We start from the raw sequence: 23,748 nt of genomic DNA on the forward strand, positions 1-23,748 counted from the left end.
ATTAATATTCTTCATATTTTCTTCTACCAGTAAACAAATCAGCAATACCATCCTGTCGTGGTTTGTTTATAACTTTAAGTCTAAGATTTGCTTCAATCAGAATTGCCTCAAACAGTTTTGATTGTTGTAAATCTTCTTTTGTAATACCGCCTTTTTGCATTCCATTTTTCAAAGTGAAGTCCACAGCTTCCTCAAAAGCGTTTTTAAGATTTGTGAATATTTCTTTGCCGTCCAAACTCTCACCTCTCTTTCATGAATTAACGTTGCTACCGTCATAGAAGCTATAAGTTGTAATAGGCTAGTTCATTGGCTGCCAGCTCAGCGCTTTGAGTAATATACGGCTTATTTCTTGTCCATTCATCAACACCGTTATTTTTATTCGTTATAGTGTAATGTTAAACCATAACAAATAAAATATCAACCATTTTTATTCTATATAGTTTAATTTTATTTGTTATAGTTTAATTATGTGGTATACTATAAACAGGAGGTAGAATTATGGATATTAAAAATGAAGTGAAAAGCAAGCTTGCAGAAACAGGATTTACTCTTACACAGGTTGTAGAGAAAATGAATGATGGGTTGCCTGTTGATAAGCAGACTACTGTTCAAAACATTTCAAACAAACTTTCTCGCGGAACTATTAAGTATAGTGAAGTAAAACAAATTGCTGAGATTATTGGAATGGAAATCGAATGGAGAAATAGGTAACCACACAAAAAAGCATCTACTCTCATGGAGCTGGTGCTTTTTGTGTTACATTTAAATTGCTGATAATAACGTTTTATTTCATGAAACTTTCCCGATTATATTACGTAGAAACATGTACTAATATAAGAAGGTGATTCTAATGTTTCGTACAATAGTGGGACTCGTATTAATTGCCATAGGAATTAAGTTCCTCTTCATTCATGTAGAATTTAAAAATAATATAGTTGAAACGACAGATTCAATACATACATATCAAAATACTGCCCTTGAACTAGTAACAAATGAAAACACATTATACCTTGAGAATCAGCTTGATAAAGCATATCAGAATGCAACTGAACGGGTAGATAATTTTATAAAGAAAGATTCCCCAAAGTTTTTAAACTACTATTATTCTGGATGTGGATTAATTGGTGTTGGTTTATTTATATTATTTTTTGGAATTAAAAGCTTATACCGCTGGTTTATTGGAGAAGGCTTTGAATATTTTTAATCCCTTTACTCTCCACCGTAGATTATTAGAGGAGCAATACAAAAAGCACCTATTCACTAAGAACGGGTGCTTCTACTAGATATAGATTTAAATTAAATAATTTCAAAATTACATATTTCAACGCTTTCTTCAACTCTTACTCCTTGAAGTGCCATACCCATACCCGCCGTGCATACTGGATAACTAAAATCCTCTCCTGATTCATTTATATATCTATAAAGCTCTGGACAAACAAAGACCTTTGTTACTAACTGCCCTACGTTTACTTTATCATCAATGCTCCTTTTCATTGCGTCAACATATTCTTTCATACCTTCACCCCCTCACACCTTTAATATATGTTAGTCCTCGCTATCCATCAATCATTTTGCTATTGTAATTCTATGAATATGATTTTATATTTTGGCTACTTTGGGTTACTAAATAATACGTTTCATATAAATAAAGCAACGCTCGTAGTTCATGTATTACACATGTGTCAGGGTTGTTGTTCTTTTCAGAGATAGAGTAACTAACTTTTTAACCCTAATGATATATTGACTACTCCACACAAAGGACTTAGAATTATAGAAAAATATGGAGGTGTACTATGGAAAAATATTTTCCTCCAAAACACAAAAAAGATAGTTATCATTGTCCTCATTGTAATGTTTATGCTAGACAAGATTGGAATGAACTAGGTCACGCTGCGTACATTTTTATCCCTTATCGTGGTTTAGAATCTAGTAAATGTGAATATTGTACTAAATTTTCGTTATGGTTAGATAAGGTTATGATTTTCCCAGAAAAGACCTTAGCTCCTAATCCACATGAAGATTTACCTATCGAATTAATTGATGATTATTTAGAAGCTGCAAGTATAGTTACTAAATCTCCTAGAGGTGCCGCTGCAATATTGCGATTAATTCTGCAAAAATTAATGGTTCATCTAGGTGAATCAGGAAAAGACATAAATAAAGATATTGGTTCTCTTGTTCAAAAAGGGCTACATCCACATGTTCAATAAGCATTAGATATAGTGCGAGTAATAGGAAACGAATCCGTACATCCTGGACAACTTGATTTAAAAGATGATTTTGAAACTGCCAATCAGTTATTTGAGCTTATTAACTTTATAGTTGAAGATAGAATTACTCGCCCAAAGACCATTGAAGCTTTATTCAATAAATTACCTGAAGGTAAAAGAAAAGGTATTGAAGAACGTGATAAAATTAAGACTCCTGAATAAGGGGTCTTTTTTATTGAACAATAAAAAGCCACAACTCGTAATGAGTGTGACTTTTATGTATTAATTGTTTTGGAAAGTAAAAACGATTTCATCAATAATATTCTTGATTACCGTTTCTGCATTCTTTTGTGCTGCAATTTGTTTTTTAGCTTCTTCATCAGTACCAAGTACAACCATTTTTTTCACAGTGCCAATCCACACAACCAAAGCATTATTTAATTGATCACTCAATTCTTTTATTACTTTTGGTGGAACGATGCTCTGTAATTCTTTGCTTGCATACTCATACCTACTAACACTTTTTTCTAATGTTTCAGCATCATTCGAGTCAATTAAATTAGAAATTTCAATTATCAAATCACCTATTGGTTGTAGTTTTAAAGCATAATCAATATATTCTTTTTTCATATTTCTCACCTCCCCTCTACCTACAATTGTAAGATAATTGGAAGATATAAGCATTAATAAAATTTTGATATAAAAAGCCACACCTGATTAGATGTGACTTTATGTGATGATTCTATAAATAATAATTATAAATAATCACATATCTACCTGGACCCTCTGCAACAATTTGATGTACTTCTATAAGCTTCGGATCATATTCATTTTGAATTTGCTCCCATAAACTATTTATTCCATCTACTAAATTTGGTACACTCGCGCCTAGAGTGATTTCTCCTAAATATTGTTTTTTAATCATAATTACACCTCCTCACTTTATATTTCTATCATAACGAAATACGAACGCATGTGTCTAGTATTTGCTTCCAAAAAAGAAGCCTATCCAAAGGACAGACTTCTCACGAAAGGAGGCGCAACAGTTAACCAAAACTATCACATTATCATAATTCTCTTCATGTATAAAACTCTTCTCTACTATTATAGGTATTTGTAAGACAAACTCTTATGACTTTAATGAAATAAATTCATTATGACGACTTTTTTCACGTACAAGCCAGCGCGCTTATATTTGTAAGTCCATTAACCTACAGTGAATTCTCATACGTTTTTTTGTTTGAATGTATTTATAAATCCTTTATGTCTTCCTCAACTTTTATTACTTCTTTTAATAGATTCCCAATATCAACAATTAGTTGAAAAGTAGGTTCTTGCCCTTTCATTGATAAAATCTTTTTTTCGGCATTACGCAAACTTTCCTCCGCTTTATTAAATGCGTCATAATCGTTTACCGATTCCATTTTATAAACTAACTTCCTGCGATTCACTTCAATATTAATTTCGACAGCATGTACCATAAAATCACGAACACCATATTTTTGTTTCTCCATAAAGTCACCGCCACTCTAGGTATTAATTACATCGTTGTATGCAATTATAAATTTCGCTTTTTCATCTTTTAAACAGTGAAGAATTTCCTTCAATCCATCTATTGATTCAAATGTAGCGTTTTTAAACCTCCAGCGAAATATCTCTTTTTCTATAGTTTTCAATCCTTTATTTAGAAAGTTAATCCCATCTTTAACCCCAGCTATACTTTCTTTCGGCCCTGTTTCTTTCACTTTTTTTATTGCACGTTTTGATAATAAACGAATTTCCTTTATCTCACTTTTAATAGAGCTTAATAAATAATTCTGTTCTATTAATAATTTATTCACTTTTTTCTTCCTCCTTTAGTTTTACTGTTCCTTCAATAAAAATATTCTCTGGAAAATCTGCTTTAATTATGGCAGCGTAACACATCAAATCAGATATTTTATCTGGCTTATGTTCATGTGCCACTAAGTGCATATAACCTAACCCTTGAAGGATAAATTCAATTTTTTCCTCTGTTGACATATGAGATTGAATACCTTTTTTTATTTCAATAACTATTTCATTTATTACATTGTCAATTTCGAATTCCTCAGGGCGCGCATAATTCACCAAACACACACCCTCTTCAAGAATAGAAAATATGATTCTTTTTTCTAACCTCTCCTCATTCGGAAGATAGTACAGGACATTGGAAATACCATTTCGTGAAATGCCCACAAATATTATTTGTGTTCTCTCATCTTTCGAAATTAATCTTCTATATCTCTTTTGCACTTCTGCATCTAATCTATTTAGATACAACCTTATTCCTAATATATCTTGAATCCCTTCTCTTTTTATTTCTTTTATTACAAAATCGCCAATCTGCTCAAAGCCACCTACTGCAGCGATTGTATAATCAGAAATCTTTTTTATTTTATTTTTTTTATTGTCTTTAATTTCAATTTCCTTACCAAAAAAATTCATAATTCGTCTAGTATCCGTAGTTATCACACTGGCGCCACCGCCTATATTAAAGGTCACAATTAACGTCATTATTACACACCTCTTAAAATCAACTTTTCTTTAAACATATTCCCAAAAGGAAATTCTTTCTTAATGTGCTCTTTTATTTTTCTATCGCTAGTTTCCTTTGTGATTACTAACTCATCATCGTTTAGACCAAAAGTAAGTGTAACTACATGATAGGAAGGTGAATGAATACCGAGCACTTTTTTAGCCCATTCAGGAAGTTGGTTTGCTAAACTTTCGACTTTCTTTTTTACAGCACCCACCATAGAACCTATACCTTCGATTAGTCCATTGATAATATCTTTACCGATTTGTTCTAAACTTACGTTTTTAAAGAAACTCTCGATATTATTCCAAATATTTTCGGCTGTCTTTTTAATTGTTTCCCAAGCGCCCTTCCAATCACCCTCAATTAATTTCAATACAGTTTGGATGATACCTAAAACTAAATCCAGTGCTGTTCCTATTGTTAATTTGATAGATTCCCAAGCATATTTAATAACTCCTGCAATTATCGGCCAAACAATTTCGAAGACACCTTTGATAATGCCCATAACCATTTCTATATTGCCTTTAATATTTTCAAAGTGCTTTTTAACTAAACTGAAAATCGCCTCTCCATTTTCATTCCAAAACTCTTTTAGTTTGTCTAGCTGCTCTTTTACAAACTCAACAACTCCGCTGAGTTTTTCATCTATTGTATCTTTTATAAATTCATATGCTGTGGAAGTTATTTCTTTTAAAGAGTCTGTTACTTTTTTATAAGTTTCTTCTACTTTATTAAAAATATCAGAATGCTTATTTTTAAATACTTCCCATTTAGATAGAATTTCTCCAGTCTCCCAGTTGACTTTATCCACATGTTCTTCTGCTTGTTTTTGAGCTTCTTCAACAACTTTTGAATGCATTTCTTCCGCTTGCATAATAACTTCATCGCGTTGTTTTCGAGCTTCTTCCATTAATTTCGCCGCTTGTTCTTCTGAAATGACGCCCATTTCATCTTTCTGCCTAGTGATTTCCCCAACTGTCTTGTTATATTGGTCTGCTGCTTCTTTTACAACTTCATTTTTTTGGTTGACTGAATTTTTGACAACTTCCGTCGCTTGTTCAGCTGTAATTCTAGACGCTTCACTTTTTAAATTTTCAAGAATTATTTTTTGTTCTAGCTCGCTTTCAGTCATATATCTGATAGCATTATTTTTCATATTTTCTTGTATTGCATTGATTTCTAATTGCTCTTGTTCCGTGATAGCTCTATTTTGTTCTTTAGCTGTATTCCATATTTCAGCAATTCGTGCTTGCCCCTCAGCTATTTGCACCTCTTTTGCAGCCTGCTTAGTTTTCATATTTGCAATAATTTCTGCTTCCTCTTGCTCTGTTAAAGCTGCTGAAGAATCGAAAAATGTTTGCATGTTTGACAGTTGTTCAGCATGATCACTTTGCATCTCTGTTAAAACTTGTTGTCCCATTTGGTCATAAATGCCTATCATTTTATTAGCCATTTCTTGAGTGACTACTTCTCCACTCCATGACAATTGCTTTAATGATGTTGTAGCTTCATCAGATAACTTTAAAAAGCCACCCACAGCTTTTGCTGTACCTTCTGAAACCTTATCCGACCAATCCTTTACCTCAAGTGAGGACTTTTTCATATCCTTAACTACTAATGCTGTTCCAATTCCGATAGCTGCGATAGCTGCCACAGCAACACCAATTGGACCTGTTAAAGCCGTAAATACACTTGCTAAAGCTCCTATGGCTGGAGTTGCCGCCGCTGCTCCTGTTGTTACTACTCCTATAGCTCCTGCTACTGTACTAAATGCTCCGAATAACGCTCCGACAGAAGAAACTAATGCACCTACCACAATTAAAACTGGTCCAGCAGCCGCTGCAATCCCCCCTATTGCTAAAATTACTTTTTGGGTGGTAGATGAAAGTTCTGTAAACTTCTCAATCATCCCTTGAAATCGAACAACAACATCACGCACAATTGGAATTAAAATATTCCCTAATCGGATGGACATTGTTTCAATTGCCCCTCCTAGCTCTTCCATTGCGCCTTTTAAATTATCCTTCATTTGGTCTGCTGCTTTTTTAGATGCACCTGCTGAATTTTCTAACCCATTTGTAAGTTCATCTAATTTTTCTGGTCCGGCTTCAATCACCGACAACATCCCTGATACTGCTTCTGTACCAAAAATTGTTGATAATGCTGCTGCCTTTTGAGCGTTTGTCATACCGTCAGTAGCATCACCAAGTTGACCAATAATGTTTGAAAAAGGAAGCATTTTACCCTTCGCATCTGTTATTGAAACACCTAAATCTTCTAAAGTATTAGCCGCTGCCTTTGGTGGATCCGTTAAACGCAATAATGCCGCACGTAATGTTGTACCCGCTTGCTCACCACGCATGCCACTATCAGCCATTATCCCCACAGATGCAGCTAATTGTTCCATTGAAATATCAAGCATTTTAGCTACGGGAGCTGCATACTTAAATGCATATTGTAAATCTGTAATGTCTGCAGCTGATTGGTTAGCTGTTTGTGCTAATACATCAGCTACTCTCGATGCATCGCTTGCTTGTAATTGAAAAGAATTTAATGCAGCTGCGACAACATCAGCAGTCTGTGCCATATCAGCACCACTTGCTTCGGCTGCTGAGATAATACCAGGCATAGCTGCCATGATTTCATTTACTTCAAAGCCCATTGCCGCCATGTTTTCCATACCAATTGCAACTTCTTTAGCTGATTTGGATGTAGTAGCACCCAAATGCATGGCTGTTTCAGAGAGTTTGTTAATATCATTACCTGTTGCTCCAGCAATAGCTCCTACCCTATCCATTTGAGCTTCAAAATCCGCTGCCGTTTTTACAATCCCTGCTCCCATTGCTACAATTGGGGCTGAAAGTCTCATGCTAATATCTTTTCCAACACTTGAAATTTTACTGCCAACTGACTTTAGCCCATCACTAAACCGTTTTGTTGATTCACTTAGCCTATTCCACATGTTTTGTGATTGAGCTAATTGGCGTTCTTGTCGTTCCAATTCTGATGTTATTTCGGATAACTCACGTTCAGTACGCGTCATTTCAGCAGTAGCACGATTTAATTGCTCCGCTAGCCTTTGTGTTTCGTCGGCGTGTTCGCCCTGTTCAGCCTTAGCTTTTTCGTATGCCTCTGTAAGTTTACGGACTTTTGTTTGTTGACCTTCCAGTAGTCGTCCGTAAGCATCTTGTTTAGCTTGCAATCCTTCGATTGATGCGCCCCAGTCCTTACCTCTGTTTTGTAATGTACGAATTTCCTGCCCTATTGCTTTTAACGTAGTGCTCATACTTTTTACGGAGCGTTCGAACTGGGCATTGTCTAAACTTAACCTAACAGAAAGGTTTCCTATTTCAGACACAAACTCCACCTCTTTTCATCTAAGTCAAAAGAAAAACTTTGTTTTCCCATTGCACTTAAAGTTCATTATTTTCATTAACTCAACATCTTTTTGTTTAAAATATTTCTGATTGGTAGCCAACTTTTAGGCCACCCAATCAGAGTTGTTTTTTGGTTTATTTAAATATAGGGAATTGATTTCTAAGAAACATCCTGTATTCTTCTCCCTTATTGAAATTCTCTTAAATCCTTAATATCTTCAAAATCTAATTGTTTGATTTCTGGAAACGGAATAAACTCTGTAATCTTTAGACTCACTTGCTGTGGAGTAAGTCCATATTTTTTACAGAAATTATTTAATACTCGCGCTTTAAAAGTCACATAACCAGATTCTTCATACTCCCATTCACTAATTTTATTCCATTCATTAAATCCAGCATCTACAAAATTTTCTTCTGTTAATTTTGATTGAATTTTATTTAATTCCAACCCGCTTAATAAACGTCGAAAAATACCACTATCTTCTTTCTTATCGTTAACCGCAATATGCTTCGCAAACACACTTTGAGCGTATTCTGTTAAAGGCCGAAACTTACATTCAAACTCGCCAACATATTTGCGTTTACGTGACATCTCTACCGTTCGTTCATACTTTGCGAATGCACTCATTATTTAACACCTCCACAAATAAGTAGTAATTCGTTTAATTTATTATTAAATTTGATTGAATAATTCTTTTTAATACCTGTTTCGAGAGGAAGAGTAAAACTTGAATGAATAAAATGCCCATTGATAGAGTAGTTATATTCTCTATTTAACAATGGCCCCAATCTCGTAACCGATTTTTCACAAGCATGCAACTCATTTAATTCTTCTAAAATAGGAAGGACATTATTTTTGAATATATCAATATGCTTTTCCAATTCATCATATTTCGCATAAATAACATCTTTTAGCTTCTTCATTTCAATATCATGATTTGAAACAATACGCTCTTTCACATCTTTAGGTATTGGACTTTCTGAAATATTTTTTAATTCTTGGAATGCTAGGGAATCATGTTCTTTCTTTAAATCTTCATAATCGGTATAATTCTCAGCTTCTTTGAGTAACTTTTCTAGTAATTCCATACGTTCTTTACGAGTTGGGCCATTTTCAAATTCCTTAACCGTTCGTTCAACAATTTCCAGTGCTTTTTTTGTTTCAACTAAATATTTTTCAGACAATATTAAAACCTCTTTTCATTTGTTATTTGTATACCCCCCCTATATATCCAAAAGGGAAAGTGAAAATTTTTGGACAGTTGGGCCCCACCCCGGTCCCTAGGGTAAAAAAATATCGCTAATCCTACGAATGGGGGGCATTATATTTCCATACACATCACCACCTTAAATGAAAAAGTCCATCACACATGTATTGCTACAAGGTAATGGACTTCATGAGTCTCGGTTATTATTTAGTTTTATAATTATTGGTTTTCTTACATTTGTTATTGCCACATTTGATTTCAAGATGTGCCTCCTCTGAACATGCTTCATATGGTGCAGCCGCTTTTAACAATAACTTTCCACAATGATTACATCTAATCTCAAACATAGTTATCTCTCCTATTCTTCTGGGTAAAATGATTTTATTAGTTTTAAATGTTTTTTTATTATTTTCTTTACGTCACGCTCGTCCACTTCTATTGATGTACATAAGGCTGTAGTAAGCGTTTCAGCGTCACTGGTAGGCAATTGTTCAATAATATCCTTGAAGCGTTTGTGACGTATTTTGCAACGTTTTATACGCTTTGCATAACGTTCTTTCAAGGCGATGATTTCGCAGGCGATATGATGTGTACTGGAAATAAGCCTTCCTTCTGAATCGTCCAATGTAGCAACGCCATAACTAAATTGATAAGCTGCTGTTATTTCACGGTCACGCTCGATGAGTAAACGCTCTAACTCTTCGTTACGTTTAGCGTCAAGCTGTAAAGAATAAAGTAATTCATTGATTGTTTCACGTAGACGTGAGCTTGCTACCTCTGGCTTAGTAACTACGATCGCCATTGAATCACCACCTACATATTATTTTTAAAAGTAAATCCATCCTAACTGTATAGCCAGTTCACGCAACGCCACATTAGCAAGCTCTTTTGTTCTTGCGATAGTTGAATAGATTTCGTCCGCAATCTCTGCCCAGCTATCACGGTCACGATAGCGCATATTAATAACTGTCCGAATTTCTTCACTCATCTTTGGGTAGACCACATTCATAGCAGCAAGAAGCTTTTCATGATATTCAACAAACTCTTTAGGCTTGTTACCTGCTTGTAATTCCTCCCGTATCTTCTTGCGATTAATCCAATAACTTTCTAGTAGCTCTATTTCGCAACCCTCTAATTGACTAAATGTTTTTATGCTCATTTATTTCACCCCATATTTTTCACTTAATCGCTGGTTATCTTCATCGCTCATATCTAGCACAATTTCATATTGTGAAGGGAATACTTCATCTTCACCGATAATGCTTCTATCGTTGTTGCAATGCTTTGAATATGTTCCGCTGCCACCATTGCCGTGTATGTGCGTTCCTCCACATACCACACACTCTGGAATAAATAAGCCCCAGTTTATCGCACGTTCGTTTTCATATTCATGCAAATACCCTTTGTTTATGGGAACATGCTGCCTGATTTCACTTTCAGTCATGCCCTCAAACATAATTGCACGTCTTTGTTTTGCTTTTTCAATAACTGCTTTTGTTAATCGTTTGTTTTTGAATTTCATTTGTTTTTTCTCCTTTTTGTTTTGTCGCAACAAGTTGCGCTTTTGTTGCGGAAATGTTGCGAAAGAAAACCAGTAATATCAACTGTTTATCTATTATTTATTATTTGTTGCTTAGAAAATCATAAAAATATAAAGGGTGTATGTTTAATAACGCATATACTGTTACTATTACACACCTGTTGGATAAACAAATTTCTTTCCGCAACACGCAACATTTTCACCTTATTTGTTAAGAAAGCCTTATATATCAATGGTTGTCCAACTTAAAAAAGTTGCCATTTTGTTGCGGTTCTTGTTGCGCTTTTAATTTGAAACCTTTTTTCACCTTCGATATGCCATTTACTATCACTCGTTTATCCTTCCACTCCATCGACAAACGAGTACACACTAAATCTTTATATCTACTATTCGTTAGCGGCGTAACCATATTATCCTTACACCAATTCTGGTAATCTTTAATTACAGTTTCTCCAGCATGTTCAATAAAGTAATCCTTATTAAATTCTGAGAAATAATCTAGCCACGGATCGTTTTGTTCCACAAACATCGCTAATATTTCATGACACCTTTCATTAGCAGTTAATTTTTCAGAACTTGGATTACTTAACATTTCAAAAGCCTTGTCAATCGCTAATTTCAGTACATACTCTTTTGCAGATTGAGACGATATTTTTTCTTGTGTCTCCACATCGGATAAACAATCGGCATCTTTACTAAAATTATGGTTAAAGGGAAGAATCCACAATCTACGGTTAATCGCATTCCCTTGTTCTGCGAATCTAGGTAAATGATTGGAAGCTACAACCATTGTCGCCGTTATACGAACGGTAATAGAATCTTTTCCTTTCCTTTCGATTTGTGTTGGGCCGCCTGTTATCAGCGTCTTTAAATCTCCACTATCTTCAATCTGAAAATCCGGATTATCGTCAGTAACATTCGCTAGTTTTCCGTAAATAGCAGCACTAGAGAAATTGTTACTTGATAATTTATGAGGGCTTACGGCTGAAACGTTCCCCCCCTCCGAATTAAATGATTGATAAATCATGTTAATTAAAGATGATTTTCCGTTACTTGCTGTTTTACCGTACAAATACCAAAGTCGTGGAACTAGAATACCTGGGTAGGCGATACAAGCTAACATTTCTTTGATATTTTCAATACTTGGTGTATGATTTTCAGTAATTTTAATCAAAGTGTTTTCAATGAAATCGTCATATGCGTCAAGTACATAATTTGTGGGAATCTTCTGTAGCACAAAATATTTTGGTGTAAAAGGTATGAGTTCTTTTTCTTTAAAATCAATCAAGCCATTCCCCACCGCTATATAATTCGTATTTACTTCTTTCACAATGGAACATGTTTCCTCAATATAACGCAGCACTTCATTAATTTGATTGTTTTTCAATGTTTCATCATAATGACGAATAATGCCTTTTATTGCTTTTCCGCTGGCATCTTGCTCATAGATACCACGTTTTTTATGGTAAAAATATAACTCGCCATGCATATTGGGATAACGAACTATCGAATATTCTTCTTTGATGATTTTTCCTAATACATGATGTAAAAAGCTTGTGGTGCCATTCGCATTTTTTGCAAACCATTCAGATTGTTTCTGTGGTTTTTCTTCTAATGTGAAAGTGTCACGACATTCTGCTATAGCTTTATTTAATAATTCAATGCCGTATGTCACATTATTTTGGGGACGATCGAATTTTTCTCTTTGACCTAATACACTTTTTCTAAAAATCGATTCCATTACTTTTAAATCTTTGTTACACCAAAAGGCTAATATATTTGCTAGAGCCATATCTGCAGCCGAATGGTCGTTATTGTAATCACTTTCCCACCCTCCATATAGCAATTTAATAAACTTCTCACTTTGTTGGCTGGCTAAGATACGTTTAATAATTTCACCTTCTGGAAGTGCTGCCTTACCTGATTGTCCATTATAAATTTGTGGACTAATAGGCCTTTCGCGTTTAAGTACCTTATCAAGAAAGGCTTCTAATTGTGGGCCACCATCATTAATAGGTAAATTATTAATTGCTTGACCCGTTATCGAGATGTACCTTTTTTGGTCATAAATCTCATAACCTGTTTTAGCATCTTTATTTTTGTGCCTTGTCTTATCATGCTTATACCGCGTCCATACATGGATTCCTTTACCTGATGGTGAAACTTCCGCATAGGACATTGATGTTATTTCACTTGCTAATGCATCTAAATTATCAATATCTTCTATATCGTCTATATCAATAACCGCATATTTGTCTGCATCTGAAAGAACGAATCCAATACCATCATATTGATTGCCTATACAATCACCTTCGTTATACACTCGCATGATTGTTTCGAAATCTCCCCATGTAGCTAAGTCTGTGGAGTCCGCTGGGAAACCATTTGACTGAAAAGGAAGCTTATCGAATTTTTTAGTTTCCTCATTGAAAACCGCCTTCCACAGAACAAATTGCCTACGCTGTTTTAATTCCTGTGGTATATGTTCCTCTTCAACTAATAAAATATCTTCTTTGCTGTGTACTGCCACTATTTCACCTCCATTTTTCACACGGGAACTCTATAAATCTTTGTATTTCTTAGTTAATAATTAAAAAAAATTTCATCTACAGTTATTCCCGGAAAAATCCTTCTAAGTAAATCCCTAAAAATTATCTTTTCTTTGTCTGAAAAAGATATTCTACCGTTTTCTTTCTGCCAGTATGCTTGTGTTGATATATGAAATTCATTTGCCATATCTTTTTGAGTAAATCCCAACATTTTTCTATAGCCCGAAATTTTATCCTTCACACTAACACCACCTTTTCAATCTTTGTATTTCTTAGTATAAATATTTCTTTCAAAAAAATCAAGCAATACTTTGTATTTCTTAGTAAAATGATTTATGATGATACATATCAACTATATTAGAGGGTGATTGAATGAATAAGCCACATGATTTAAAACAAGTGGGGAAACGTATTAAGGAAATACGTATTTCTCTAGGTTTAAGTATGGATGATTTTGCAAAAAGAATTGATGATAAAGCTAGAAGTGGAACTGTAGCGAATTGGGAAACAGGAAAAAATCTCCCCAACAATGAGAGATTGAAAAAAATTGCTGAACTAGTGAACATTAGACCTGCTTATTTATTAAGTGGGAACCCTTATGACAATTTGTCACCTGAAGAACTTGAAGAACAGTTACAATATGAATTCGAACAACAAGTGAAAGAACATGCTATTGGTTCTTTTAGAGAAAAAAAGTATGTTCAGCTTGAAGATTTTATTAATGCTGAAAATAGTTTTCCACCACGTTACTTTTATATTAATGGTCATAGATTAGATGATGAAGCAATAAAAATGCTTGTAAAGTTATTTGAAGGTAAAGAAAAAAATTATCCTACTGAAAAGGAAATTGAAAAAGAGTATGAGAAATTAAGAAATGAACACCTGGAATATTTAGAAAAGAAAAAGAATAACCCTAAAATGATTTCATTTGGCGAACACCATTTTTATAAATATCACTAAAATACTCTATAAACGAAAAAAAGACCAAGCAATTAAGCCTGGTCTTTTTTCGTATTTAAAAATCAAAATTATTCAATGGATTGTGTTTGTCATTTTCATCTTTCAATTCACTACCCCATAAATTAACATAACGCATGGTAGTTTGTATATGCGCATGACGCATTAATTTTTGGATAGCAAATACCGGTGTTCCACTCATAACTAATCTGTGACAAAATGTATGACGAAATGTGTGAGGACTTACTCTAACATTGCTAAAATTCATCTTATTTTTTAATTCTGTAAATACATATTCAAGTGTGTTATTTGTTAACGGATCATTGGTATTTGTAACAAATACATTTTCATTTTCCCGTTCAAAAAATCTACTAGAGAATGAACGAAATGCTAACAATTCACGCGCAAGCTTTTCTGTCATAAACACTGTTTCATATTGTCTATTTTTCCCGTACACACTCATCGTATGATTTTTAAAATCAATATCATTCCATTTCAATAAAGCAAGCTCTTTCCGTCTTATACCTGTACCCAGAAACACCAGTATAATCACATAATTACGATAGCTACTATAAGATTGATGTTTCTTTTTTTGTGTACGATAAAATGACAACATTTGATTAACCTGTAAATCAGTAAATGTATCAATCTTTACATCTACTTTTTGTGTTTTAATTTTTACTGTAATGTTATCTGTTGCAATTTTTTCCTCTATAAAATAATTCCACACTGCCCGAACACGTAAAATAATTGTATTAATACTATTAGCTTTACGCCCTTTCCCTTTTTGTTGGTACTCCATGAGGTAAGTTTTTAAATGATTACGAGTGACATCCTCCACATTAATAGCGCCATTTTCTATGCAAAAATCAATAAAAGGTTTAACCATATACCTGTACGTATTGATATTTCCTTCTGTCGTGTTATTAAATTTCCTATCAGCAATAAAATCTTCAAATGCAAATTTTAACAACATAATAAAAAACACTTCCCATCAAATATTATTTCAAATTGACGAGAAGTGTAGTATCCACAATAAACAAATTGTAAACTACCCAGCTTCTTAACAAGTGCCGTAAACGTTGATATAATAGGCTTTTCAAACCATATCCCTCGGCTTCTCTTGATAAGATTTTTTAATTTTGTTTATTGTAGCATGTACGTTGATTTTTGGCAATAGGGGTTGGAATAACCTATTTTAATGTTGTATACTTTTTATTATCATTCATTATGATATCATTTAAATGAAGTTTGACAGCTAAATGTCAAACAGGAGGGTTATTTCTCCATTGATTATCAGCAAGAAGTTAATGATTATAAAAAATTAATTTTGCTGATGTATATAAATCGACATCGCTAACTTCAAGTAAAACAGAATAGCGATCTTTTTCCCACACTCTTGATAGATGACTATAATCATCACTTACAAATGTACCATATCCAAACTCTTTTATAGCTTCTTCGTCTAAGATATCAAATAGTGCTACCATCTCATTCCACGAATTGTAACTGTTTTTTTTAGGTAAAAAATCATAAACAATGTATTTTAATTTTTCATCAGCAAAATAATATTCTAATAATACACTGTATCCATATTTTTCAACTATATATTGTAGGCCAGTTAAGTTCCCCCCTTTTCTTACATTAATTAATTTTGCTGGTTCCATTTTCTTTACTTGATTTATATTCATCGAGAAGTCAATTACTCTTCTTTTACTTGTACTATTATTTGTCGCATTTGGGTTTTTACTTGTTAAATAAGAATCCTTTACATAACCTTTTATTTCTCCTTGCTTTATGTATGACCACCCATTGCTGTCCGTTGAATATACAAAAACTTTTGAGCCATTTTTCAGCATCGTTACTTTAGCGCCTTTTGAATGGGCTTCCTTTCTAACAATTAATCCACCTTCAGCTTTTACATATTTATTTTGATTGACACTTTGTGCAACTGCTTTTGTCTCAACATTATTAGCTGCTTTTACATCTCCGTAGCTTACTGTTATTAATGAAATAAAAAATAAACATACTACTACTATCAACTTTGCATTTCTCATGGTTTAACGCTCCATTCAATTTTAATATAGTTAAACTGTATCATGTGAGGAAACTATTTCCTATAGTTATTTTCACTATTACATTCTATTAAATTCATTCCATAAACCCCTTTAAAATATATGTTATACAAATTATTTTTTCTAGGTGATATTACTACAATAATCGCGCACTACGCTTATTTAATTTATTATATAATAAAAGACTACAGCAATTTTTACTGTAGCCTTTACTTCAAGAAGTCTTGTTATTAAAAATAAGTATATCCAAAATCTCGACTAAAATCTTTAGTTCTATCTTTTTCTATTTTTATTGTACTATAAGTGTGTTTCTGGAATAACAATTGGGATCTTTCGAACTTTGCAGAATTATCTGCTCCAATTAATCTTGATAGTTCTGTCTTCAAATAAGAATCAATTGGCTCATCAGGATTTCGTCTTGTATTTTTAGAAGCTATAATAACAAAATATTCACCTACAGGAATATCCGAAATTTCATATTGCCCATAGCCATTAGCTTTAGCGCTTAATATACCACTTTCTTCAATCGCGATTCCAAGTACAAATAAGCTCATCGCATCTTCATGGTTTTTATAATTATAATTAGTTGGAATCATGAATATTCTAGCATCTACATCCGCTCTTGTACCGATATATTGATTATACTGCCAAGTGACTGTTCCTTTAAGAGCCCCATACTCTTCAGCTATTGAATCGTAATTGTTGCTATTAACAGAATTTCCATTTCTCCCAAACAGTCTATCTCGTTCTTCAAATACAATATAACGATATGTTTTATCTATAAATGTATCTAAATGTGTTCTTGTTAATTTGTTATCTGGTTTAAAAGTGCCATCTGGATAACCTGAAGTAACATTTGCTGCTACTAATTGTTGAATTGCACTGTAGGCACTATTATTTCTAGTAACATCCTTAAACGTCTTATCTCCCTTTGGAAGTTGCGGACCAAATGCTCTAGAGATAAAAACAGCCATATGTGCTCTCGTTAGCTCATCAGAAGGTCTAAAAGTACCATCCGAATAACCACTAACAATTCCTAAATCTACAGCAGATTGAATATAACCACTTGCCCAATGACTTCTTGGAACGTCTTTGAATTGCGTTTCTCTTTGAGTACCATCTAAATTTAATTTTTTAGCAATCTCAACTATCGCTTCTGCACGGGTTGCTAAATTTTCTTTAGCGCTTGTTTCTGCAATATTGAATGAAAAAACTGACACAATTACTGCCACAAATAATAAATAAAATACTTTCTTCATAATAATCCACCTCATTTACAATATATTAGTCAAATTGTATCACAAGAGGGGGACATTCTCCTATATTTATTTATTTTTCGGTGTTATCTATTTAGCTCATATGTATCACCATAAGGATGGTTAACTTACCGTGTTTACTCTAAGTAACTTCCTTCATGATTAACATATTGGCCAATCACTTTCCATTCGCCGTCCTCATTTACAAAAGTGTTTCTTTTCCTAAGTGTTCCATTTAGCTTTCTTCCATTGTTCTCTACCATCTCAATTATCATATCTGAATCTACTTGTGCCTTATTAACATAAAATTTCACAACAATCTCCGTAGCTTGACGTTTAATTGTTTTATATGAATCAAAAGAGATTTGTACATCAACTAAATTTTTTCATAACTTGTTGTATTTTTGAACGTGTTGTACTATAACGATTCATATCTTTAAATGCATCAATTACTTTTGCTATTAAATAATCTATCAACAATAAAATATTTTAATAGCATATTAAAAAATACTCCTAATCATCTAAATTAATAAATGATTAGGAGTGGCTTATATACATTGTATTTCAGTCATAACCTCATAAACGTCGTCATTGCAGCTTTTTAAATTTAATGCTTTCCTTTTTCTGTTCATATGGTTATGGAATACACTTTTAGCTTTTTATGGCTTAAAATAGATTAAAGTCGCTGACGTATATAAATCCTTTCGATTAACATTTAACATGACAGAATAAGAGCCTTTGTTCCACACACTTGAAATATTATAAATACCATCCGAACGTGTTTCTACATCATTTCCGAATTCTTTAATGGCTTCTTGATAAAGTAGATCATGTATAAGCTCAATTTCTGACCAAACACTATAGCGATCTCTATTTGGGAAGAAATCAAACACAATAACACTTAGCTTTTTATTCTCAAAATAGTATTTTAATTCTGTTGAATAACCATATTTCGTTTCGGAGTAAATTAAAGCAGATGCATTTCCCTCTTGTGGATTTCTAAGTAACTTTGCTGTTTCAGCCTTTTGGATTTGAGGCATGCTCATCGAAAAATCTATGATGCGATTTTTATTTTTCTTACTATAATGTGAATCCTGTTCTATATCTACCAAATAGGAATCTTTTACATAGCCCTTTACGTTCCCCTGTTTTATATATGACCAACCATTGCTGTCCGTTGAATATACAAAGACCTTCGAGCCATCTTTCAGCATCGTTACTTTAGCGCCTTTTGAATGGGCTTCTTTTCTAACAATTAATCCACCTTCAGCTTTTACATATTTATTTTGATTGATATTTTGCGTGACTACTTTAGTTTCTGTATTACTAACTGCTTGCACTTCTGCATAATTTCCAGCTATCAATGACAGAAATACTAAACATAAAACTACTATCCATTTTTTATTTCTCATGGCTAACACTCCATTTCTTAATGTATAGTATAATAATATCATACATTGCTTGATTATTTTGTTATATTAACCAAGAAGGGGTTTTCAAAATGATTCCAACATTAGCAACAGAACGACTTATTTTAAGGGCAATTGTACAGGAGGATGCTGGCGATATTTTTGCTTATTTTTCAAATGATGATGTCACAAAGCATTATGGCATGCAGTCATTTACAAGTGTGGAGCAAGCTGAAAGGCTGGTTGAAGCATTTGCGAACAATGTTCGAAAAAAAAATGGCATGCGCTGGGGGATTACAAAAAAGGACGACAGCCGTTTAATTGGCACAATTGGCTTTAACTTATGGTCACCTGCTCATAAACGAGCTGAAGTTGGCTATGAAATTCATCCTGATTTTTGGCGAACAGGCTACGCATCAGAGGCATTAGAGAAGATAGTTGAATACGGCTTTCAGAACTTAGAGCTTACACGCATAGGAGCAGTTGTTTTTATCGAAAATGAAGCTTCTAATCAAATGTTAGTAAAGCACGGGTTTGAAAAAGAAGGTGTTCTGCGTAATTATATGTACCAAAATGGGCAGTGTCATGATGTGAATATATATTCTAAGTTGAGTGTTTGATAGGAGAAGCATGAGAAAAGATAGGGCTCATCGCCCTATCCTATTCAAAAAGCTCCTTCAATAAAGTAAATGATTTTGCACGAGCTTCTTCATCGTAAATAGAAGCAGTGACCATAAGCTCATCCACTTTTGTATCTGTCACGAATTTTTCTAATTGTGCTTTCACTGTTTGCTGACTACCGACAAACATATATTGACGTTGCTGCATAACCGCCTGTTTTTCAAATGGTGTCCATAGTTCATCCATATTGTCTACAGGGGGTTGAAGTAAATCATGTGTACGGCGAATGATGCTTAAAAATAGCTGATAATAGGTTGTTGCTAATTTTTGGGCTTCTTCGTCTGTATCCGCAATCATTACATTTACACAAGCAAGCATTTTCGGCTTTTCTAAGTGCTCAGAAGACTGGAATTGTGTGCGATAAATATCGATTGCCTGCATTAAATAATCTGGAGCAAAATGGCTTGCAAAGGCATATGGCATACCGCGGCGTGCAGCTAACTCCGCACTAAATAAGCTAGAGCCTAATACCCACATTGGGATATTTGCACCGAAGCCTGGATAGGCCTTAATATAATCGCTATTTTGCGCCTTTGCTAAATAACGTTCTAATTCATCTATATTATCCTCAAAATCTTCCGCATCACGACGGCGCAATGCTCTTGCCGTGATATGATCCGTACCTGGTGCTCGACCTAATCCTAAATCAATACGTCCTGGAAACATGGCATCAAGTGTTCCGAATTGCTCTGCAATCACTAACGGAGCATGGTTGGGCAGCATAATTCCACCAGAGCCTATGCGGATTTCCTTTGTTGCATTTGCTAAATAGCCTATTACAACAGAGGTCGCGGAGCTTGCAATGGCGCGGCTATTATGATGCTCCGCAACCCAAAAACGTTTATAGCCTAATTCCTCTGCCAAGATTGCTAAACGACGTGAGCGCTCGAATGCTTGCGTCGGAATTTGTCCTTCATTTACGGATACTAAATCTAAAACGGATATTGGAATATTTTTCAACATCATTATCACCTCATTAGTTACTATAACGAAATTGGAAAAAAGATGCTTGCAATATGCTCTGATGCTAAAATAACTTATGGGGGTGTATAATATATGGCGATTTTACAAGATAAAAACTATGCGGTAAGTCATAGCGAAGTGGAGTTTAAGCTAATACGTGTCAGTGATGATAGTGTTTTATTTATGGCAATTTTTCGTGCTGGTGCAACATGGCCTGAAATCGAGATGAAAATTAATTGTTTAAAAAGCGATTTTTATACGCTGTTAGATAATTTACGGCTACTTGAGAACACATATTTAAGTAAATTAGAAATGCATGATCCAGGCTTAGTCATCTACCATATCCCGCAGTTTGGTACATATTATTACCCATCATTTGGGCCCAATCAAATTCCTGAAGAGGAACGTCATGAATGGGAACCCTATTATGAATTGATTTTTATGCTAGACGCAGGAGAAAAGAATTCTTTAAGTGCAAATTGGCGTGGGCCTGCATTAAGTTTGGCAGTAACGCAAGTACAAATTGAAGCTTTTGTTGCCTGCTTGAAAAAAGAGACAAGTGACCATCTATGGTTCTCGCCTGTTCGTTACAATCACTAATATTTTGATTTCAGCACGCCAAAAATAGTTTAATATTGAAGTATTAAACATATAGAGCTACCTTTAAAAAAACAAGCTGCCAATAAAATTGGTCGCTTGTTTTTTTATTCTTACATTATAAAAGAGTGAAAATATTTAATTAATGAAATTTTGAGGAATACATTCACGAACACCAGAATTTCTCAATGAGTTAAATAAAGCTGCACTGATTCTTAATATAACATTGGTATCAGTACCATTTTCTAAATCATAGATGACAAAGTATGAATTATCAACTGTAAAAATACATTTTCGTTCTAATTCAAATCCAGGCGGTATATTGGGAAGTCTAAAAACTGGTACACATACATCTGTATCACCTTCATCTTTAATAAAATTGAAAGTTTGTTGGTCAATCTCATAGATGTTAACTGGATCAATCTCCACACCTTTATCTGGAACTGTAATTTCATCTTCAACTAATAAGAAAAAGCGTTCGTTTCGAAAATTGAAAAGACATCTTGAGCCAATTTCAAATGATGCCATTTAATATTCACCTCCTTTTCTATAGATAAGTTATTCATATTGAATTCAATTGTTTGGACTATAAGGAAAGTAGAGTGAAGAATAATTATGATAGGCTGTTTTAGCAGGACTGTTAATGAAGCAAGCGTTTAATATATGGAAATTGTTTAATCTCAAAATAGATAAAAATTTTTCTTATATTTAATTTAATAATGTAAAAAGCTATCAGGAAAGATAAATTTCTCTGATAGCTTTAATTATTTATTGACGCAAAAATGCTTGTAATGCAGCCATTTGTTCTTGCCCATGCTGATAGCCCATCTCATAGTTTGAGTTGATTTGCGTCAAATCTTTTTCAAAGCTATTCATTGCATATGTCGGGCGGAACAGAAAAGCTTTTCCTTCTTTTTCTAGCTTCTCACAGTATGCGAGTGTCTGATTGTAGCGCTCTGCACGCTGTAGCATGCTTTGTGCTAGTGCGGGATAACGTTTACTCAGTATTTTAATGGCGAATTTCGTTTGGCGGTCCAATGCTTTTTGATAGCCATGCGGACGTGTTAGTACAATAATATGCTTTTCGAAGCCCTTTTCCTCTGCTCGTGTAATTGGAATTGGGTCAGCTAAGCCACCATCATAATACGGTGTATTTTGCAATTTAATTTCAGGAAATAAAATAGGGATTGCACATGTCGCTCGTAGCATTGTGCAGGCTTTATCCATTTGTAAGGCATCTAAGTATTCTACTTGCCCTGTATAAGCGTTTGTTACGCCAATTTCAAACTGCCCTTCAAATTGCTCATAGGTTGTCCAATCAAATAACTCAAGCTCGTTTGGAATCGTATTATAAGCGAAATTAAGCCCGAAAAGACTGCGCTCCGTTAAAAAATTGCGCCAGCCAATATAACGTTTATCATGACGATAATTGGTGAAAACACGCAATGTACGCTCCTTTTGCTTCGATACATAGGAGCAGCCATTAATCGCCCCCGCTGAAATCCCAATGACATACGGCATATACAGCTCATGCTCTAAAAAAGCATCTAAAACACCGCTAGTATAGATTGTTCGGAATGTACCGCCTTCTAATATTAAACTTGTTTTTGTCACACTTGCTCACTCACCTTATAATAGTTCGCGCCACGAAGAATGCTCCTGCTCTTTTACAAGCTGTTCTAAATGTGCGTCCCAAGCATTTGTTAATGTGTTAAACACACGTACATCGAATGTCTCCTTGCCTGTATCATGTAACACATACTGAAAGCACGGCGCATCGTTAATTTGTAGCTCCTCAGCGCTATTTATTGATGTTATAAAAGTCGGTTCTTCGGAGTCCTCGGTCACGCTGCTTTGTAATGCTTCAACAATTTGCTCGTCATTCCATAAGACAGATAGCTGCTCTGTATAGGATAGCTCTTCAGGAAATTCATCGAACTCCTCTAGTTCCCCTTGTAAAAAGGTCCCATGCAAAGGGCTGTATAATAGCTCCTGCTCCATTTCCTCTAGCTGCTCTTCAAAAATGCCTGCTGCTAACTGTTCCCTGCCCTTTTCCGTTAATTGAATGGATTCTTCTATTATTACTAGACCTGTCTTCTTCATCTTTTGTAGTAAATCTTCAATAAATAATGATTCGACAAGCAGGACATCTGCAACCGTTTCAGCATCTTGAAAACGCCCTGTTTGAAAAGTAAGTAACATCATTTTCATTAAAATATCCATCGGCGTTCGACGTATCGGTGCATATTTTACTAATAGCGTATGAATCGGTATTGAAAATTGCTTTGCCGCAATAATTTCCACAGAGGAAGGACGCGGTAATTGTTGTTTAATTTGTCGTTCAAGCTGTTGTAATTCCATAAGTC

Annotated in this window: 31 protein-coding genes; 7 read left to right on the plus strand and 24 right to left on the minus strand. The window is 34.2% G+C overall.

Translation table 11 applies throughout. From position 1 onward, the window contains the following. Position 1 precedes the first annotated feature (1 nt). Positions 2 to 235 carry a hypothetical protein gene (locus tag TY13_RS05100; protein WP_042472674.1) on the minus strand — a complete coding sequence of 78 codons (234 nt, stop codon included), beginning with the start codon at positions 233 to 235 and terminating at the stop codon, positions 2 to 4. Between the two features lie 263 nt (positions 236 to 498). Here TY13_RS05100 and TY13_RS05105 point away from each other — a divergent pair, with 263 nt between their 5' ends. Then, on the plus strand, positions 499 to 711 hold the full coding sequence (locus TY13_RS05105) for a hypothetical protein (protein ID WP_042472676.1): 213 nt from the start codon (positions 499 to 501) through the stop codon (positions 709 to 711). Positions 712 to 850: 139 nt separating this feature from the next. After that, positions 851 to 1,204, plus strand: coding sequence for a hypothetical protein (locus tag TY13_RS05110; RefSeq protein WP_042472680.1), 354 nt, complete (start codon positions 851 to 853; stop codon positions 1,202 to 1,204). A gap of 92 nt (positions 1,205 to 1,296) precedes the next feature. Here TY13_RS05110 and TY13_RS05115 read toward each other — a convergent pair whose 3' ends face one another. Next, positions 1,297 to 1,515, minus strand: coding sequence for a hypothetical protein (locus TY13_RS05115; RefSeq protein WP_042472683.1), 219 nt, complete (start codon positions 1,513 to 1,515; stop codon positions 1,297 to 1,299). Positions 1,516 to 1,793: 278 nt separating this feature from the next. On the opposite strand from TY13_RS05115, the gene TY13_RS05120 reads away from it, so the two are divergent. Together TY13_RS05120 and TY13_RS20970 are read left to right on the plus strand one after the other, a co-directional pair. Then, positions 1,794 to 2,210 carry a DUF4145 domain-containing protein gene (locus TY13_RS05120; RefSeq protein ID WP_230199383.1) on the plus strand — a complete coding sequence of 139 codons (417 nt, stop codon included), beginning with the start codon at positions 1,794 to 1,796 and terminating at the stop codon, positions 2,208 to 2,210. A 12-nt stretch (positions 2,211 to 2,222) separates the two neighbouring features. Then, on the plus strand, positions 2,223 to 2,432 hold the full coding sequence (locus TY13_RS20970; protein WP_230199384.1) for a hypothetical protein: 210 nt from the start codon (positions 2,223 to 2,225) through the stop codon (positions 2,430 to 2,432). Positions 2,433 to 2,492: 60 nt separating this feature from the next. On the opposite strand, the gene TY13_RS05125 is transcribed toward TY13_RS20970, so the two are convergent. The 14 genes from TY13_RS05125 to TY13_RS05185 all read right to left on the minus strand — a co-directional run bounded on the left by TY13_RS05125 (position 2,493) and on the right by TY13_RS05185 (position 13,685). Beyond that, complete coding sequence (locus TY13_RS05125; RefSeq protein WP_042472685.1) at positions 2,493 to 2,840, minus strand: hypothetical protein; 348 nt, start codon at positions 2,838 to 2,840, stop codon at positions 2,493 to 2,495. Positions 2,841 to 2,952: 112 nt separating this feature from the next. Beyond that, positions 2,953 to 3,135: a hypothetical protein gene (locus tag TY13_RS05130; RefSeq protein WP_042472688.1), complete on the minus strand. Its 183-nt coding sequence runs from the start codon at positions 3,133 to 3,135 to the stop codon at positions 2,953 to 2,955. A 325-nt stretch (positions 3,136 to 3,460) separates the two neighbouring features. Next, a complete protein-coding gene (locus TY13_RS05135) occupies positions 3,461 to 3,724 on the minus strand; it encodes a hypothetical protein (RefSeq protein WP_042472690.1) in 264 nt (87 codons plus the stop codon). Positions 3,725 to 3,739: 15 nt separating this feature from the next. Next, positions 3,740 to 4,051, minus strand: coding sequence for a hypothetical protein (locus tag TY13_RS05140; protein WP_042472693.1), 312 nt, complete (start codon positions 4,049 to 4,051; stop codon positions 3,740 to 3,742). Further along, positions 4,044 to 4,745 carry a hypothetical protein gene (locus TY13_RS05145; RefSeq protein ID WP_042472695.1) on the minus strand — a complete coding sequence of 234 codons (702 nt, stop codon included), beginning with the start codon at positions 4,743 to 4,745 and terminating at the stop codon, positions 4,044 to 4,046. The genes TY13_RS05140 and TY13_RS05145 overlap by 8 nt, the downstream gene beginning before the upstream one ends. A 2-nt stretch (positions 4,746 to 4,747) precedes the next feature. Beyond that, positions 4,748 to 8,128 (minus strand): phage tail tape measure protein, encoded by a 3,381-nt coding sequence (locus tag TY13_RS19690; protein ID WP_052344227.1) that lies wholly within the window; start codon positions 8,126 to 8,128, stop codon positions 4,748 to 4,750. Between the two features lie 206 nt (positions 8,129 to 8,334). Next, positions 8,335 to 8,775, minus strand: coding sequence for a hypothetical protein (locus tag TY13_RS05155; protein WP_042472700.1), 441 nt, complete (start codon positions 8,773 to 8,775; stop codon positions 8,335 to 8,337). Next, positions 8,775 to 9,332 carry a hypothetical protein gene (locus TY13_RS05160; protein WP_042472702.1) on the minus strand — a complete coding sequence of 186 codons (558 nt, stop codon included), beginning with the start codon at positions 9,330 to 9,332 and terminating at the stop codon, positions 8,775 to 8,777. The genes TY13_RS05155 and TY13_RS05160 overlap by 1 nt, the downstream gene beginning before the upstream one ends. A 226-nt stretch (positions 9,333 to 9,558) precedes the next feature. Further along, positions 9,559 to 9,702, minus strand: a complete 144-nt coding sequence (locus tag TY13_RS20545) for a hypothetical protein (RefSeq protein ID WP_154661528.1) — start codon at positions 9,700 to 9,702, stop codon at positions 9,559 to 9,561. Between the two features lie 11 nt (positions 9,703 to 9,713). Continuing rightward, entirely contained in the window at positions 9,714 to 10,157 is a 444-nt protein-coding gene (locus TY13_RS05165) for a hypothetical protein (RefSeq protein ID WP_042472704.1), read from the minus strand. A 24-nt stretch (positions 10,158 to 10,181) separates the two neighbouring features. Then, positions 10,182 to 10,514, minus strand: a complete 333-nt coding sequence (locus TY13_RS05170; RefSeq protein ID WP_042472708.1) for a hypothetical protein — start codon at positions 10,512 to 10,514, stop codon at positions 10,182 to 10,184. After that, positions 10,515 to 10,877, minus strand: coding sequence for a hypothetical protein (locus TY13_RS05175; RefSeq protein WP_042472710.1), 363 nt, complete (start codon positions 10,875 to 10,877; stop codon positions 10,515 to 10,517). It abuts the gene before it with no gap. A gap of 247 nt (positions 10,878 to 11,124) precedes the next feature. After that, complete coding sequence (locus TY13_RS05180; protein ID WP_052344228.1) at positions 11,125 to 13,425, minus strand: phage/plasmid primase, P4 family; 2,301 nt, start codon at positions 13,423 to 13,425, stop codon at positions 11,125 to 11,127. 53 nt (positions 13,426 to 13,478) lie between these two features. Then, on the minus strand, positions 13,479 to 13,685 hold the full coding sequence (locus tag TY13_RS05185; RefSeq protein WP_042472713.1) for a helix-turn-helix transcriptional regulator: 207 nt from the start codon (positions 13,683 to 13,685) through the stop codon (positions 13,479 to 13,481). Positions 13,686 to 13,816: 131 nt separating this feature from the next. Here TY13_RS05185 and TY13_RS20035 point away from each other — a divergent pair, with 131 nt between their 5' ends. Further along, positions 13,817 to 14,404: a helix-turn-helix domain-containing protein gene (locus TY13_RS20035; RefSeq protein ID WP_074432932.1), complete on the plus strand. Its 588-nt coding sequence runs from the start codon at positions 13,817 to 13,819 to the stop codon at positions 14,402 to 14,404. Between the two features lie 55 nt (positions 14,405 to 14,459). Here TY13_RS20035 and TY13_RS05195 read toward each other — a convergent pair whose 3' ends face one another. The 4 genes from TY13_RS05195 to TY13_RS05215 form a co-directional block, all read right to left on the minus strand. Continuing rightward, positions 14,460 to 15,377, minus strand: coding sequence for a tyrosine-type recombinase/integrase (locus TY13_RS05195; RefSeq protein ID WP_042472715.1), 918 nt, complete (start codon positions 15,375 to 15,377; stop codon positions 14,460 to 14,462). Positions 15,378 to 15,708: 331 nt separating this feature from the next. Further along, complete coding sequence (locus TY13_RS05200) at positions 15,709 to 16,458, minus strand: SH3 domain-containing protein (protein ID WP_042472718.1); 750 nt, start codon at positions 16,456 to 16,458, stop codon at positions 15,709 to 15,711. A gap of 248 nt (positions 16,459 to 16,706) precedes the next feature. Next, complete coding sequence (locus tag TY13_RS19695) at positions 16,707 to 17,735, minus strand: S-layer homology domain-containing protein (RefSeq protein ID WP_052344229.1); 1,029 nt, start codon at positions 17,733 to 17,735, stop codon at positions 16,707 to 16,709. A gap of 656 nt (positions 17,736 to 18,391) precedes the next feature. After that, positions 18,392 to 19,144: an SH3 domain-containing protein gene (locus TY13_RS05215; protein WP_042472721.1), complete on the minus strand. Its 753-nt coding sequence runs from the start codon at positions 19,142 to 19,144 to the stop codon at positions 18,392 to 18,394. A gap of 89 nt (positions 19,145 to 19,233) precedes the next feature. Between TY13_RS05215 and TY13_RS05220 the strand changes: the two genes are divergently transcribed. Beyond that, positions 19,234 to 19,761 (plus strand): GNAT family N-acetyltransferase, encoded by a 528-nt coding sequence (locus TY13_RS05220; RefSeq protein WP_042472724.1) that lies wholly within the window; start codon positions 19,234 to 19,236, stop codon positions 19,759 to 19,761. 40 nt (positions 19,762 to 19,801) lie between these two features. Here the strand turns inward: TY13_RS05220 and TY13_RS05225 are convergent, their stop codons facing one another. Beyond that, entirely contained in the window at positions 19,802 to 20,788 is a 987-nt protein-coding gene (locus TY13_RS05225; protein ID WP_042472726.1) for an LLM class flavin-dependent oxidoreductase, read from the minus strand. A 90-nt stretch (positions 20,789 to 20,878) separates the two neighbouring features. Between TY13_RS05225 and TY13_RS05230 the strand changes: the two genes are divergently transcribed. Beyond that, complete coding sequence (locus tag TY13_RS05230; protein WP_042472729.1) at positions 20,879 to 21,385, plus strand: hypothetical protein; 507 nt, start codon at positions 20,879 to 20,881, stop codon at positions 21,383 to 21,385. A gap of 135 nt (positions 21,386 to 21,520) precedes the next feature. Here TY13_RS05230 and TY13_RS05235 read toward each other — a convergent pair whose 3' ends face one another. The 3 genes from TY13_RS05235 to TY13_RS05245 all read right to left on the minus strand — a co-directional run bounded on the left by TY13_RS05235 (position 21,521) and on the right by TY13_RS05245 (position 23,743). Next, positions 21,521 to 21,910 carry a hypothetical protein gene (locus TY13_RS05235; RefSeq protein WP_042472730.1) on the minus strand — a complete coding sequence of 130 codons (390 nt, stop codon included), beginning with the start codon at positions 21,908 to 21,910 and terminating at the stop codon, positions 21,521 to 21,523. A gap of 240 nt (positions 21,911 to 22,150) precedes the next feature. Next, entirely contained in the window at positions 22,151 to 22,996 is an 846-nt protein-coding gene (locus tag TY13_RS05240; RefSeq protein WP_042472733.1) for a patatin-like phospholipase family protein, read from the minus strand. A gap of 15 nt (positions 22,997 to 23,011) precedes the next feature. Continuing rightward, entirely contained in the window at positions 23,012 to 23,743 is a 732-nt protein-coding gene (locus tag TY13_RS05245; protein ID WP_042472736.1) for a hypothetical protein, read from the minus strand. Between the last annotated feature and the right edge of the window lie 5 nt (positions 23,744 to 23,748).

This window comes from Bacillus ndiopicus (genome assembly GCF_000612805.1).
GTDB lineage: Bacteria > Bacillota > Bacilli > Bacillales_A > Planococcaceae > Metasolibacillus > Metasolibacillus ndiopicus.